Source organism: Xanthovirga aplysinae (assembly GCF_009711365.1).
Taxonomy (GTDB): domain Bacteria; phylum Bacteroidota; class Bacteroidia; order Cytophagales; family Cyclobacteriaceae; genus Xanthovirga; species Xanthovirga aplysinae.
Window position 1 is genome coordinate 1 of record NZ_SMMB01001253.1, and the last position, 14,969, is coordinate 14,969.

9 protein-coding genes are annotated in these 14,969 nt (G+C 36.4%); 5 read left to right on the top strand and 4 right to left on the bottom strand.

All coding sequences use genetic code 11. The annotated features are described in order from the left end of the window. Positions 1 to 187: 187 nt before the first annotated feature. Both E1171_RS19405 and E1171_RS19410 read left to right on the top strand, forming a co-directional pair. Positions 188 to 802 carry a TetR/AcrR family transcriptional regulator gene (locus E1171_RS19405; protein WP_155207719.1) on the top strand — a complete coding sequence of 205 codons (615 nt, stop codon included), beginning with the start codon at positions 188 to 190 and terminating at the stop codon, positions 800 to 802. 358 nt (positions 803 to 1,160) lie between these two features. After that, positions 1,161 to 3,506, top strand: a complete 2,346-nt coding sequence (locus E1171_RS19410) for a TonB-dependent receptor (RefSeq protein ID WP_155207720.1) — start codon at positions 1,161 to 1,163, stop codon at positions 3,504 to 3,506. Positions 3,507 to 3,655: 149 nt separating this feature from the next. Here E1171_RS19410 and E1171_RS19415 read toward each other — a convergent pair whose 3' ends face one another. From E1171_RS19415 to E1171_RS19425, 3 genes are all read right to left on the bottom strand, one after another. Beyond that, on the bottom strand, positions 3,656 to 4,780 hold the full coding sequence (locus E1171_RS19415; protein ID WP_155207721.1) for an aminotransferase class I/II-fold pyridoxal phosphate-dependent enzyme: 1,125 nt from the start codon (positions 4,778 to 4,780) through the stop codon (positions 3,656 to 3,658). 3 nt (positions 4,781 to 4,783) lie between these two features. After that, positions 4,784 to 5,758 carry a Gfo/Idh/MocA family oxidoreductase gene (locus E1171_RS19420; protein ID WP_155207722.1) on the bottom strand — a complete coding sequence of 325 codons (975 nt, stop codon included), beginning with the start codon at positions 5,756 to 5,758 and terminating at the stop codon, positions 4,784 to 4,786. A gap of 402 nt (positions 5,759 to 6,160) precedes the next feature. Beyond that, positions 6,161 to 7,090: a 2-hydroxyacid dehydrogenase gene (locus E1171_RS19425; protein ID WP_155207723.1), complete on the bottom strand. Its 930-nt coding sequence runs from the start codon at positions 7,088 to 7,090 to the stop codon at positions 6,161 to 6,163. 398 nt (positions 7,091 to 7,488) lie between these two features. Here E1171_RS19425 and E1171_RS19430 point away from each other — a divergent pair, with 398 nt between their 5' ends. The 3 genes from E1171_RS19430 (at position 7,489) to E1171_RS19440 (ending at position 12,125) form a co-directional block, all read left to right on the top strand. Beyond that, on the top strand, positions 7,489 to 9,219 hold the full coding sequence (locus E1171_RS19430) for a peptidase domain-containing ABC transporter (RefSeq protein ID WP_155207724.1): 1,731 nt from the start codon (positions 7,489 to 7,491) through the stop codon (positions 9,217 to 9,219). Continuing rightward, positions 9,212 to 10,570, top strand: coding sequence for an HlyD family secretion protein (locus E1171_RS19435; protein ID WP_155207725.1), 1,359 nt, complete (start codon positions 9,212 to 9,214; stop codon positions 10,568 to 10,570). Before E1171_RS19430 ends, E1171_RS19435 begins: the two co-directional genes overlap by 8 nt. Positions 10,571 to 10,691: 121 nt before the next feature. Then, complete coding sequence (locus E1171_RS19440; protein WP_155207726.1) at positions 10,692 to 12,125, top strand: TolC family protein; 1,434 nt, start codon at positions 10,692 to 10,694, stop codon at positions 12,123 to 12,125. Positions 12,126 to 12,257: 132 nt separating this feature from the next. Here E1171_RS19440 and E1171_RS19445 read toward each other — a convergent pair whose 3' ends face one another. Further along, on the bottom strand, positions 12,258 to 14,855 hold the full coding sequence (locus E1171_RS19445) for a M1 family metallopeptidase (protein ID WP_155207727.1): 2,598 nt from the start codon (positions 14,853 to 14,855) through the stop codon (positions 12,258 to 12,260). Between the last annotated feature and the right edge of the window lie 114 nt (positions 14,856 to 14,969).

The following is a 14,969-nucleotide window of genomic DNA, read 5'->3' on the forward strand; positions in this document are numbered from 1 at the left end:
AAAACACCAACTCCTGAATAAGGATTATTAATAAGTTCTTATTAAAGAGAATTGTAGAATATTATTTAAAATTGTTTTTCGGTTAAATTGGGGCAAAGATAGGCAAAGATAACTTTGCGATAGGAGGATTTTTGTAGTAGTGGGGAATTTTATGGAAAAAAGTGATTCTTTTACAAACAGCAAGTGAATGACTACAAAGGAGAAGGTATCAAGAAAGAAACAAATTGAACTTCAGGCAACAGAATTGTTCCGTACCAAGGGATATTCGGCCTCTTCCATGCGTGATTTGGCCCAAGAATTAGGAATTGAAGCAGCAAGTTTATATTCTCATATTCGTTCTAAGGAGGAAATATTACAAAAAATCATTTTTGGCATGGCCGAACGTTTTTTTGAAAAACTCAATGCCATTCCTAAGAATGAAAATTTAAGTTTCGCAAAGCAGTTGGAGCAATCCATTATTGCTCATATAGAGGTGATTACAAAAAACACTGCTGCATCTGCAGTTTTCTTCAATGAATGGAGACATTTGAGTGAACCCAACCTGTCTAAATTTTTAGATTTAAGGGAGGAATATGAAGGACGCTTCCGGGATATTATTACAAAGGGAATGGAAACCAATGAGTTTAGAGATATAGATGAACGTTTTGCTGTATTTGCCATTCTCTCTTCTTTAAATTGGACACATACCTGGTATAAAGTTGAGGGGAAAATGTCACCTGAACAGATTGGGAGACAACTTTCAGGGCTTTTGATTAATGGCTTAAAAAAAGGAATAATTGGAGTGGATAATCTTGAGAAGTAACCTTTCTGACCTTTATTATACCCATGGAGGTTCCTTCTTGAGCTAGTTTCTTTTTTCATTTAATTATATTAATCCAATCTTACTTTTCTCAGATTTTTATTTTTCTTCATTGGACGATATAAATTCCTCATTGTTTATTTTATTTTCATTAACCTATTAAATAAGATTACTTCTCTATTCTCCGTACAATTTACCAGTTAGTATTGCCTTATCCACAAAGTTGTAAAAGACGAATGGGAGCCTTGATGGTTTTTGAAACCAATTTTTTTCTGAAGAATCTAATCTTGGAGTAAGGGTAAAAAGATGATTACTTGTCTTTGGTGTAAAAGCTTGAAAAGGAACCAAAACACCAAAGAAAATGAAGAACTTAGAAAGGGTTGGTAGTTTACTGCTATTGTGCTTTTTGCAAGTTTCAACCGCATTTGCTCAACAATTGACCCAAACCATTCGGGGGCAGATAATAGACCAAGATACACGCCTGCCTCTAGTTGGGGCTAATGTAATTGTTCTCGACTCAGAACCCTTCTTGGGTTCAACTACAGATTTGGAAGGGAATTTCAGGTTGGAAAATGTGCTTTTGGGAAGAGTAAATCTTAAAGTTACCTACATGGGTTATGAGGAGCGGCTAGTCCCTAATATATTACTTAGTTCCTCCAAAGAAACAATACTTACCGTCGGGTTGGTTGAATCCATTGTCAAGATGGAATCTATTGAAGTGAAGGCTAATTCTCAAAAAGCGGAAGTACTTAATGAGATGGCAAGTGTCAGTGCACGAACTTTTTCGGTAGAGGAAACAAAGCGTTTTGCAGGTTCTTTTAATGATCCCGCCCGTATGGTATCGGCTTTTGCCGGAGTGTCAGGAAGTCCGGAGGGGGACAACGATATTATAGTGAGAGGAAACTCTTCCCGTGGTATACTATGGCGATTAGAAGGAATTGAAATTCCTAACCCAAATCATTTTTCCTCTGAAGGCAGTACGGGTGGTCCTATCAATGCTTTGAACAGTAAAATGTTATCTAATTCGGACTTTTTTACAGGTGCCTTTGCCCCAGAGTATGGAAATGCCCTCTCCGGAGTTTTTGACATGCAGTTGCGAAAAGGAAATAATGAACAAAGAGAATATTCTCTTGGTGTGGGGGTATTAGGTACCGATGTTACTTTAGAAGGCCCTATAAAGAAAGGGAGTGGAGCCTCTTATTTATTAAATTATCGTTATTCTTCTTTGGCTTTGCTGGATAAGTTAAATATCCTTGATTTTGGAGGAATTCCATTGTACCAGGATGCATCTTTTAAAGTATATGTACCTACCCGAAAACTTGGAATATTTGATCTTTTTGGTTTAGGTGGTTTAAGTAGCATAAGTCAGGATAATACGGACAATGGGAATAGTCTATTAGGTACAGGGAAATCCAACTCAAAGCTAGGGGTGGTAGGTTTAAAACATTTTTATTCTATCAATAACAATACGTATTTGCATTCTTCGGTTTCCTTAGCAGGAAATTCCAATGGGGAGGATTATCAGGAGTACATTTTGGGAAAAGTTCAACCCGTTTTTGATCAAGATCTTTCAAATATTTCAGCCAAATTTTCTACCGCTTTAAATAAGAAATTTAATGCCCAAAATAAATTAGAAACAGGGTTCATATATACCCAAATGAATTATAATTTTCAATCAGGTTTTTTTGACCTTGATGAAGAGCAATATGTGAATGGGGTAAATGAAAAAGGAAATGCCGCCTTACTTCAGTTTTATTCTTCCTGGAAACATCGACTAAATGAGCAGTTAACTTTTGTCAGTGGTCTGCATTATATGCATTTCTTGTTAAATAACAGTTATTCTATTGAACCACGGCTGGGAGTAAGCTGGGCCTTTAAAGCTGGTCAAAGTTTAAATGCGGGCTTTGGTGTGCATAGTAAATTGGAGAATCTGGTAAATTATTTTGGAAAGGTAAGGAACGCCGATGGCAGTTTTGCGACTCCTAATCGTGATATGAGTATGACAAGAGCTTTCCATTATGTAATAGGTTATCAAAATCAAATCAATGAAAATTTAAATTTCAACGCCGAAGTGTATTATCAACAATTAGTGGATGTACCGGTGGAAAATGATCCCAATAGTAGTTTTTCCTTGATCAATTCAATGGGTGGGTATTATGCCTTGGATTTTGTGAACGAGGGTTCCGGCCGTAATTATGGACTGGAATTGACTCTTGAGCGATTCTATGCTAATAATTTTTTTTACTTATTTACGGCTTCCCTTTATGATTCTCGTTATACGGCCATGGATGGGGTGGAACGTGAGAGCCGCTTTAATGGAAAATATGGAGGGAATTTCCTTTTTGGTAAGGAGTTTCGATTGGGGAGCTCAGAAAAAAATCGAAGCCTTGGTTTAAACCTTAAAATAGCCTTGGCGGGTGGGAAGTTCTTTACCCCCGTAGATTTAGAGTCCTCAAAAGCAGCAGGATATGGTGTTTATGTTGAGGAAAAGTTATCAGCTCAGGGTGATGATGTCTTTACTGTTAATCTTGGCTTGACTTATCGTAGGGAACGTACAAAAGTAAGTCACATGATTAAGTTAGATATTCAAAATTTGACCAATAATAAGGCCGTGGTAGGAGAATATTACAATCCGATAAGTGAGGAGATTATGGAGTATAATCAATTATCTTTAGTTCCTGAATTAAGTTATACTTTGTCCTTTTGATATATGCATTATCTTCACCTCTACTTTTTCTCTTCATAATTATTGAAAAATAAAAAACCTATTGGAAAGGTTGGGTTAATAGGTTTTTTATTTTTTAATAAATTGCTGGCATTAGTTTTAATGCGGAAGGTTATTAAGAATTTTTCAAGTTAACTTTTTAAGGAATGGATTTCTTCTAAACCTTCTTTAATTCTTTCCAAACCTTGAATCAAAAAGTCTTTTCTTTCACCTATCCCGATTCTAATGAAACGATCCATTCCATAGCAATCCCCAGGTACAATAAATACATTTTTATTTATACGTAACCAATTCGAAAGCTCCGTAGAATTGATATCTAGATTGTAATGCATGAATGCCATTCCGCCTGCCTTAGGAGGTAGGAATCGAAAAAGTTCTCCATGTTGATCAATCCATTGTTTTAAATGGGAAAGGTTCTCATTTAACATTTTCCGGTTTCGGTTTAAAATTTGGGCTCTTCTTTCTGGTCTTAAAGCAATTTCCCCCACTTTATGACTAAGAATTCCAGCTGTGATGGAAGTATAATCGTGATAAGCCCAGCTATTTGCCATAACTTCTTGGGGTCCAGCTAGCCAACCTAACCGCAGGCCTGGAAGTGCATAGGCCTTAGATAACCCACCATTTACTACTACTTTATCATATAGTCCGAAAAAACTAGGTATTTCTTCTCCATTTAATTCTGCGCCTTTGTACACTTCATCGCAGTAAATCCATGCCCCTACTTTTTTAGCTATCTTTACAATGGCCTCCATTTCTTCTGGGCTCAGTGTATATCCCGTTGGATTGTTAGGGTTGCACAGTGCAATCATCTTGGTTTTGGAGGTTACCTGTTTTTCCAGCTCCTCAAGATTAGGAGTCCAGTTATTTTTCTCCAAAAGAGGAAATGATTTGGGAATAGCCCCCATTTCCTCCGCAATCCCCCAGATTTGCATGTAATTGGGAACCATCATGACTACCTCATCCCCTTTTTTAAGAAGGGTATGGCAAGCCACAAAATTTGCTTCAGATGAACCATTGGTAACTAAGATGTTTTCCTCATGGCAATTGGGGTAAAGGGAAGCAATCCGTTTACGTAGGGGAATAGAGCCGTTGGTTTGCCCATACCCCAGAGTAGTGTTATTAATTTCATCCAATTCTTCAGGGGTTAATAGTTCTTTAAGACTAAAAGGATGAAAACCACTTTCCGTCAAATTAAATTCAACAGTATTTTCATACAAAGACTGTATGCGTTCCAAATCAAAAGTTCGAATGTTCATATTTTATCTTTTATAGTATTCAAAAACACCTTTTGCAATCATTAAATCCTGTACTGCTAATCCTGTTAAATCAGCTATGGTGATGTCTTCGGTAGATTTTCGTCCCAGTGAGGGATTAGTTATTAGGCTTCCTAATTCCACCAAATGACCTCTTGAGATTTTTTGAGCTTCCACCGCTCTAAATACTTCTCCCCGACTATTACTTTGTTCCAGGCTATCTACTACTAATTTATCGGCATGAGCAAGGAGGGAAGGGTCTAGTTCAATTTTTTCAGCTGTATCAGAACCAATTGCAGTAATATGGGTGCCCTTTTGTATCCATTCTTTTTTAATAAGGGGAGATTTTGAGGGTGTTGTGGTCACAATAATTTGGGAGTTTCGGCACAAGTTTTCCAAATCGTCACAAGCCTCAACATTCCATTCGGTCCTAGCAAAACTCTTTTGGAAATCTTTTGCCTTTGATGCTGTTCTTCCCCAAACCATTACCTTTCTGCAGGGGTGGACCTCTTGGAGGTATTCTAACTGCATTTTAGCTTGAATTCCTGTTCCTACTATACCAATTTGTTTAGCTGAGACGGGTGCCAAATATTTTGCAGCTATTGCTCCAGCCACAGCAGTGCGAACATCTGTTAAGTGCCCATGGTCTAGTAAAATGCTAAGGAGAACCCCTGTGTTTTTATCAAAAAGGAGCATTGTCCCCTGACTAGAAGAAAGACCCAGGGAGGGGTTTTGGTAAAATCCAGAAGCTATTTTTATTACATAATAATTTTCAGAGTTTAAATAACCATATTTAATATGAACTTCACCAGGAGGATTATTAAAAAGCATTTCCCCAACTGGGGGTAATATGGCTTCTCCTTTAGAATAAGCGACGAAACCTTGGGAAATCTCATCCAACAAATTGAGGGAAGACAAGCAATCTTTAATCTCTGATAAATGGATGATTTTGGGTTGGTGGTGATTTTGGTGTGTATGCATAATTCCTAATTCATTTATTTAAGTATAAACGAATTAGGGTATGCAGTCAAGTAAGAGCTGCAAGGAGCATTCTCGTTTCTCTAATTTTCTTCCCCAATATTAAGAAACAGAAGGCTAGCTAAAGCTAGTGAACTCCATCCGAAGACAAATATAATAATGTTTTTTGTGTTTGAACAATATTATTGTATTAAATTTATTCTGAAAAAGTTTAATTTAATTGGTTGTCAGGATTCCCATGACCCATTTTTTCATCCTTATTTGTGAAGCCTTCTTCATGGGGTTTCTTTCTTAAAAATTGATTTAATTGACCAAAAGGGCTATCCTGTCAATTTTCTTTCCGTTTTAAAGCTGTGTATAATGGGAGCACCTTTTATTAGTAGAATTCCGGCCCATAAAAGTTTATCAATACCCTTTCTTATGAGAAACTTGGTTTAATAAGGGCTGATTTTTTTTCATTCGGTGGTAGTTTTCCACAATCTGTTCTAAAGCGGTTTCTATATTGGTTAAGCTGGCATTATGAGGGGTTATCCTAATTTTTGGATGTTTCCAAAAAGGGTGATCAGGGGGAAGGGGCTCCTGGTTAAAAACATCCAAAGCTGCAGCTGATAAATATCCGGCGTCTAAAAGCTTTAAAAGGTCTTTTTCTAATAAATGTGCACCTCTGCCCACATTTATCAAAAAAGCTCCTTTTTTTAATTGGATAAGGTTTTTTTTGTTTAAGATTCCCTTTGTAGAGTTCGTCAGAGGTAATAAATTAATTAATACATCTGTGTTTTGGAGCATTTTGATCAATCCGGATTCCCCAAAATAACTTTTAACAAATTTAATTTCTTTTTTAGAGGTTGACCACCCCTGAGTTGGGAATCCTAAAGCCCCAAAATTACCAGCTACAAAACTTCCAATTTTTCCAAGCCCTAAAATTGAGACAGTGGTGGATTTTATAGTTTTATAGGCATGTTGTTGCCATTCTTGTTTTACTTGTTGACTGTGGTAAAGGGGTAAGTTTTTGATGTGGTTCAAAGTGATTGCTAATAGAAATTCCCACATGTCTTCTGATAGCTGAGGGTCAACAATTCTGGCTACTGGAATTTTTTGACTAATGTTTTGGGTGTCAAAAATATGTTCTACCCCTGCTCCTAATGATTGTATGGCCTTAAGGTTGGGGAAATTTTGAAGGATGTCTTTTTCGGCTTTCCAGCAAAGGACATACTCTACTATTTCTTTTGGGGTATCCTCAGGGTAAACATAAATGGGAGTATTGCGTATTTTTTTTCGTAGGGCATTAACCAGGAGTTTGGTATTCTTTTGTTTGGAAATAATCAATATGGACATAATAGAAGCTAGATAAAAATGGATCCAGATAGAATTTCAGTCATCTATTTTGAATTTTCTCAAATTAATAAAAGTCAGTAGGCTAACAAATATAGGAGGCAAGATTCAAAGTCCATTTGGAGTAGAATTACCAATGAAAATTGTGATCCTCCCCCTTAGGGAATTACAATTGGTTAATAATCAGGTAAGTGACCCACTTGATGATTTCTTTTTTAAAGTGAAATGTAATTTCTTTTTTAATAATTTTAAAATGATAGTATTACTATTATATTTGTGTGTAATTAAATTAAAATAAAAAGAATTACATACTTTCATGTAAGTAGTTGTATTAATTTAAATAAAAACAAAGCAGAACTAAGGTGAATTCGGCAAAATGAAAATCAAAAATTAGTTATTCTATGAAGAATATATCTGTCATTTCTCCCATTAAGCGCTTCTTCAATTTGCTGAAGGTGGACAGGCAAGAGGTAATAAGTATTTATGTGTATGCACTTTTTAATGGTATCATTACGCTCACTTTGCCTCTTGGTATCCAGGCGATTATCAACCTTATAAGGGTTGGTCAGGTTTCTACTTCCTGGGTGGTCCTGGTGGTAATAGTAATAGCCGGGGTAGCTTTTACAGGGGTTTTGCAAATTATGCAACTTTCGGTGTCAGAAAACCTGCAGCAAAAGATCTTCTCCCGTTCCGCTTTTGAGTTTGCTTATCGGATTCCCAGACTAAAACTGGAAGCAGTAGATAAATCTTATATTCCTGAATTGGTCAATCGCTTTTTTGATACCCTTTCCGTACAAAAAGGTTTGTCCAAGATATTGATTGACTTTTCAAGGGCATCTTTGCAGGTGATTTTTGGATTAATATTACTTTCTCTTTATCATCCCTTTTTCATTCTTTTCAGTGTATTGCTTGTGGTTATAGTCTATTTGATCTTTCGATTCACAGCACCTAGAGGGTTAAAAACAAGCCTGATGACTTCCTCCTATAAATATGAGGTGGCCCATTGGCTTGAAGAACTGGCAAGAGCTATGGAAACTATCAAGTTAGCAGGGAAAACACCACTTCCTTTGGAAAGGACAGACCAGCTGGTAAGCGGTTATTTGACCTCACGGAAATCCCATTTTAAGACGCTAGTGATCCAATATATTAATCTGGTGGGTTTTAAAGTGGTTATTGCTGCTGGGCTTCTCGTTATTGGAGGGTTGCTGGTAATTAACCAGAAAATGAATATAGGACAATTTGTTGCCTCAGAGATCATTATAATCCTTGTCTTGACTTCCGTGGAGAAGCTCATTTTAAGCATGGAGACCGTATATGACGTTTTAACAGCCATTGAGAAGCTTGGAAATATTACAGACATTCCACTGGAGCGGGATAACGGTACCAAAATGTTTTCCAATAAGAAGGGAATCTCCGTTCAATTAAGAAGACTTTCCTTTAAGTTTAAAGGTAGAAGGGAAAGGCTTTTAAGCGATCTGGATGTTTCAATTAAGACAGGAGAGAAAGTATGTTTATCGGGAGAAAATGGATCAGGTAAATCTTTATTTCTTCAGATTGTAGCTGGGTTTTATGAGGGTTTTTCTGGTTCTCTTTCATTTGATAAGATCCCATTGGGAAACCTCAATATGGAAGAACTTCGTTCCATTACTGGTGATAGCCTTTCCGGTGAGGATATATTTAAAGGAAGCCTTCAGGAAAACATCACATTAGGGAAGCCAGACATTTCTTTCGAAGAACTTCAAAAAGTTACTTCCCTTGTTGGATTGACTGAATTTATAGAAAACCTCAAGGAGGGGTATAATACGCTTCTTCTTCCCGAAGGAAAAAGTCTTCCTAAAAGTGTACGGCTTAAAATAAAGCTTGCTAGATGTCTTATAGGAAATCCGAAACTCATTTTGTTGGAGGATAATTTTAATCAACTGAATAATGAAGTAAAAGAACGCTTTTTAAACTACCTGCTTGCCCAGGAGTGTACGGTCATTGCTATTTCAAATGATCCAATGGTGGCCAAAAAATTCCAAAGGTTGTTGGTCCTGGAAAAGGGTAAATTTATTGCCGACGATAATTTTTCAAATTCAATAGACAAAGGTTGGTTTTCAAAAGTCTTTCAAACAAAGGAAATATATGCTTAACGTTAGTAAGAATATAATTGAAGGGAAAATTCATACTGAGGAATTTCAGACATTTTCTCTACTGAAAAACCACAAGGCTGGAAAAATATTTTTAAGGGTATTGAGTGTTCTGTTCTTAATTTTATTGGTTGTGATTTTTTTACCCTGGACACAGAATATAAGTTCCAGAGGGTATGTAACTACACTTCAGCCAGAGCAGCGTCCTCAAATGATACAATCCGTTATTGGAGGGAAAATAGAAAAGTGGTTTATAAGGGAAGGTGATTTTGTACATAAGGGTGATACTTTATTGTTTATTTCCGAAGTGAAAGATCAGTATTTTGATCCGGAATTATTGAAACGGACTGAATTGCAAATAAAAGCAAAGGAGCAAAGCGTAAATTCTTATGGTTCCAAAGTTCAGGCTCTGGGTGATCAGATTAAGGCATTTAAACAAACTAGGGATCTTAAGATTGAACAGGCGGTTAATTATATCCAGCAGGCAAAATTAAAAGTTCAATCAGATAGTATGGATTATCAGGCGGCTAATACAAACTATGAAATTTCCTTAAAACAGCTTAATCGAATGGAAAAGCTTTATGAAAATGGGCTTAAATCTCTAACTGAGCTGGAAAGTCGTAAGCTAAAGTTGCAAGAAAGTCAGGCTAAAAAGATTGGTTCTGCCAACAAATTACAAAGCAGTAGAAATCAACTAATAAATGCAAAAGTTGAGCTTAATTCCTTAAAAAGTCAATTCAAGGATAAACTGGCAAAGTTGGAGGCTGATAAATATACTGCCTTATCCAACAGTTATGATGCCCAGGCTGGGTTAACCAAAATGCAAAATCAGTATAAAAATTATTTGGTCAGAAAGGGCTTGTACCACATTACTTCCCCACAGGATGGATATATTACTAAAACCATACGCTCCGGAATTGGTGAGACGATCAAAGAAGGAGAAGTATTGATCAGTATTATGCCAGCCGATTATGATTTGGCTGTGGAAATGTACGTACATCCTATGGATCTTCCTTTATTAGAAAAGGAACAAAAGGTAAGATTTGTATTTGACGGATGGCCTTCAATTGTTTTTTCAGGTTGGCCAAATCTTTCCTTTGGAACTTTTGGGGGAGAAATTGTGGCCATTGACAATTTTATAAGTGATAACGGTAAATATCGTATCCTAGTAGCTGCGGATTCTAATGATGTACCATGGCCTGATGATATACGAGTGGGGGCCGGGGCGTATGGTGTGGCATTGTTAAAAGAGGTTCCTATTTGGTATGAGTTATGGAGAAAACTAAATGGTTTTCCGCCGGATTATTATAAATCAGCCAAAGTAGGCCAGGCAAAAGATACCAAAAAGAGTTAAAATATTCCTTACAAGGGTAAGGGGTGTATTAACCAAATTTTTTCAGCACCCAAAAATAGGGTAATCAGGTAATTAAAGGTCTAATAGACAGGTGTTTTAATCAAAAATATCCTCGATTTTTATGAAATGGAAGCTATACCTATGGATGGTAGTATGGAGCATGCCCATTCATCTATTCGGTCAGGACAGCGATAATATATTTACTCCCGAACAATTTATTTGGTGGATAGATAATAACCACCCTGTTGCAAAAAAAGCAGAATTACAACTTGAAAAAGGAGATAATAAGGTAAAAAGTGCCAAGGGAAATTTTGACCCTTACCTTTATGGGAACTTTGATCAAAAATATTTCGATGAAAAAGAATACTATAAACTTTTAAGTACAGGATTAAAAATTCCCACCTGGTATGGAATGGAAGTGAAGGCCGGTTTTGATCAGAATGAAGGTAAGTATCTAAATCCGGAAAATAAGTTACCAGCAGATGGTTTGTGGAATGTAGGGGTTTCTATGTCTTTGGGGAAAGGTTTGTTTATTGATAAAAGGAGAGCGATACTCAGACAAGCCCAACTATTTGCTCAATCCACAAAAGCTGAACAATTAAAAATAATGAACGATCTATATTACCAGGCCATGCAACAATATTGGAAATGGGCAGAGGCATGGAATCAATATCAGATTTATGAAGAATATGTCCAGCTCGCGGAAAAACGTTTTGAAGCCACAAAAAAGAGTTTTTTATATGGTGATAAGGCCGCAATAGATACCTTAGAAGCTTTTATTCAGTATCAGGACCGGTTAATTAGTCGAAATGAGTCTCAATTGCTTTACCAAAACCATACTTTGGATCTTTCTAATTATCTGTGGGATGAAGATAACCGCCCACTAGAAATTACGGAAGGGTTGAGGCCTATTGACTTGAATAAATCAGATCTGGTAGAAGCGATTCCATATGATAGCATTCATTCTCTTCTTTTTCAGTTTGAGGAAACACACCCCGAAATGCAATTATATGATTTTAAATTAGGTGATTTAAATTGGGAAAGAAAACTAAAAAAGGATGCCTTAAAGCCCAATATTAATCTTACTTATAATGCCCTTCAGCAAACAATGAGATATGAAGGGGATATGAGTTTCTCTACTCAAAATTATAAATGGGGATTGGAATTCAGCTTTCCTGTTTTTTTGAGGAAACAGAGAGGTGATCTTCAGCTGACAAATCTTAAAATTCGGGAAGTCCAATTGTCCCGACGATATAAGCTACAAGAGCTGCGGAACAAGGCAAAGAAATACCATAATGAACAATTAAACTTGCAAAAACAGCTTACCCTTTACTCCGGGATGGTCAAAAATTATAATAATTTATTGGAAGGGGAAAAAGAAAAATCTCTGGAAGGGGAAAGCTCCTTATTTTTAATTAATTCCCGGGAAACCAAATTGATCCAGGCAAAATTGAAGTTGGTACAACTTAAAACTAAACACTATAAAGCCAGAACCGCTCTCTTTTGGGCAACAGCAAAATGGTATAGTACAGATAAAAGTGCGATCACTTTATAAATGGAGTCAAATTCTGAAAATAACAAAGCTGAAAAGGGTATATTAGGGTTCCTGATGGGCACTGAAACCTTTTTTTCTTAAAATAAACCCTGGTATCAACCAGGGTTTGTGTATCTTGTACTAGTTTTATTTTCAGTTTTTGATATTATATACCTTCCGAATCGCAAGGCTCCTTTTCATCATATCGGCGGCCTGAAGGATCTTGTTTTTTAACTTTTTTGGATAATTAGGGTTTTCTTCCAGGAATTGGTCTACTATTTGATTTGCATTAGCATTGCTGTACCATGCGAAGGTGTTTTCCAAAACTCTTCCTGGGAAGAAGATATCTCCTGTTTGTTGTAGTTCCTCTAATAGGTCCAATGTTTCTTTTAGGTATTTTTCCGAAGAATTTGTTCTGTTGGGATAGTGTAAGTATGCGATTCCCTTTTGTACCCAACTTTCATTGTTGCGATTTTCAAGGTTTTTTATACTATTGAAAAAGGATTCTCTTTCATTGGGATCATTTGAGAGCGCAGGGGTTATAAATTCAAATTCTTTTTTACGATCCGGATTTTTGATTCGATTAGGTTGTTGCTTTAGTATTTGTTCCCAATTGGGATGTTCCCTTAGGCAGAGATTTACCGCTACGGAAGTATAATCCTTTTCGGAAAGGGGTAGATTCGGAATAAATATTTTCTTCTGCCAGATTTTAAATAAGTTGTTTAAGCCATTTTTACTGGAAGCCAATTCTTTATAGCTATTCCATAGTTGACGTTTAAGGCTGCTATTTTTTTCTTTTTTCATGCGATCCCACAAAATCTTTTCAAGGGAGGAAATTTTATTGGTTTTTTGTTCTTTGTTTAGAAACCGCCAATAAATAGCAGGAATTTTTTTCAATGTATAACTCAGAATGATAGGGTTTTCTTCTTTTTGAACAGATTGTATTAGGGATTTTAAAAGATCATCAGGGTTAATATTTTCGTTTAAAAAATTTTCCCAAAGTGTCATCCAATAAACAAATCTTCTGGATTCTTCCTCTTCTTCATTTACCTTTCCGAGTAACCAACTTGTTTGTTCAGGATTAAGGGAATAATAGCCGTATTCATAGCCGCTTCCAAAAATATTTATGTACTCAGGAATGGCGGAATTTTTTAGTTCATTGATGGTGCTTTCCTTTTTAATACTACTTAGAGGATATAAATCTGTGGTGTCTTGGTAAACTACTGCAATATTAAGGTCTTGTTGATAAATACGATCAGCAGTTTGTTCAATAACCAATTCTTTTAATTCCTTATCCTGGCTAACCTCCTTGGTCTTAAAATGGGGCATTCCTGCCGATTTGATCCAGTCTTGGTTCCATTGATTAAGATCATTTCCCGAGGTTTCGCTCAATATTGCGATCAAGTCATCCCAGGTAGCATTACCCATTTGAAATTTAGAAAGGTAATTTTGTAGGCCATTTTGCATGGCTTTTTCTCCAATGCGGTTTTCTAGATGCTTCATTACAATGGGAGCTTTCTTGTAGATGATATTTCCATACAAAGAACCTGCATCTTTTAAGTTGTTCAATTCTTGCTGAATGGGATGGGTTCCTGCACTTCTATCCGTATGATAAGCGGAAGGATAATGGGAGAATAAAAATTTTAGTTGGTGGTTAATATCCGGGAAATCTGGTTGTGTGATTTTATCGGCCATAAAGTTGGCAAATACTTCTTTTAACCATACATCATTGAACCATTTCATTGTTACTAGATCACCAAACCACATGTGTGCTACTTCGTGGGCAATGAGTTGGGCTCTACTTAGCTCTTGATTCCTTGTTGGATTTTTCTCCAAAAAGAGAGAAGAAGCTTTGTACCATATAGCTCCAGGGTGTTCCATTCCCCCGTATTGGAAGGAAGGAATTGCAAGGAATTCATAGCTTTCAAAAGGATATGGGATATCGGTGTAATTTTCCAACCAATTGTAAGCTTTGGCATGGAGATCAAATATTTGTTGGGCGTTACAATTTACTTTTGCAGTATCTGTTTCTCTGAAATACATAGTAAATTTTCGGCCCTCAATTTCTTTTTCCATTTTATTAAATTTACCAGCGGCAAATGCGAAAAGGTAGGTAGGTATTGCTTTTGTATTGGTGTACTTGATGTTTTTTGTTTTTTCTTGTTCATTATTCGTGACAGATAGTATTTTTCCATTAGCAACCGTTGACCACTGTTCAGGTACTTTCAATTGCAGGTCGTAACTTGCTTTTAAATCTGGTTGATCAAAACAGGGAAAAACACTGGATGCTCTTGCTGGAACTAATAGTGTATATAGATAATCCTCATTTCTGTTTAAAGAAAGGTCTCCCACGCTCATGCTTATGTCCAATTGGTTGGTTCCTGTTTTTAATTGATGGGAATGTATAATTAGATGGTCGGACTTTCTTTCAAATGCTCCTTCTTTCCCATTTACTTTTAGTTCATGGATTTCACCCTGGCCGTCCATTAAATCTAATATGAGAGGGAAAGTTTTTTCCGATAGATTAAGGGTAATTTGAATTTTGGCCTGAATTGTATCGGATTGATTGGCTGGAATATCAAATAACAATTCATAGTTAACGGTACTGATTTGGGCGGCTCGATGCGTAGCCAATGTTTTTGAGATTCCAGGCTGGATAAATGTTTCAGGAATCTGCTGTTCCTTAGGCTTACAGCTGATCAAAATAAAAAATGACAGCAGAAAATAAATGAGCAGTTTTAAAAAGTTCATAGTGATTTTATTTTAATAACAAATGAAAGGGTACTGAGGGGTCTTTTATTATTGATTTATTTCATTTTCTACGGGGACGGTCATTTTTATTAATTTAGAAAGGGTTCTCCAGTT

Excerpts from the sequence above, each read along its gene's own strand:
- E1171_RS19425 (WP_155207723.1), bottom strand. The coding sequence starts at position 7,090 with ATGTCCATATTGATTATTTCCAAACAAAAGAATACCAAACTCCTGGTT.
- E1171_RS19415 (WP_155207721.1), bottom strand. The coding sequence starts at position 4,780 with ATGAACATTCGAACTTTTGATTTGGAACGCATACAGTCTTTGTATGAA.
- E1171_RS19445 (WP_155207727.1), bottom strand. The coding sequence starts at position 14,855 with ATGAACTTTTTAAAACTGCTCATTTATTTTCTGCTGTCATTTTTTATT.
- E1171_RS19405 (WP_155207719.1), top strand. The coding sequence starts at position 188 with ATGACTACAAAGGAGAAGGTATCAAGAAAGAAACAAATTGAACTTCAG.
- E1171_RS19420 (WP_155207722.1), bottom strand. The coding sequence starts at position 5,758 with ATGCATACACACCAAAATCACCACCAACCCAAAATCATCCATTTATCA.
- E1171_RS19410 (WP_155207720.1), top strand. The coding sequence starts at position 1,161 with ATGAAGAACTTAGAAAGGGTTGGTAGTTTACTGCTATTGTGCTTTTTG.
- E1171_RS19430 (WP_155207724.1), top strand. The coding sequence starts at position 7,489 with ATGAAGAATATATCTGTCATTTCTCCCATTAAGCGCTTCTTCAATTTG.
- E1171_RS19440 (WP_155207726.1), top strand. The coding sequence starts at position 10,692 with ATGAAATGGAAGCTATACCTATGGATGGTAGTATGGAGCATGCCCATT.
- E1171_RS19435 (WP_155207725.1), top strand. The coding sequence starts at position 9,212 with ATGCTTAACGTTAGTAAGAATATAATTGAAGGGAAAATTCATACTGAG.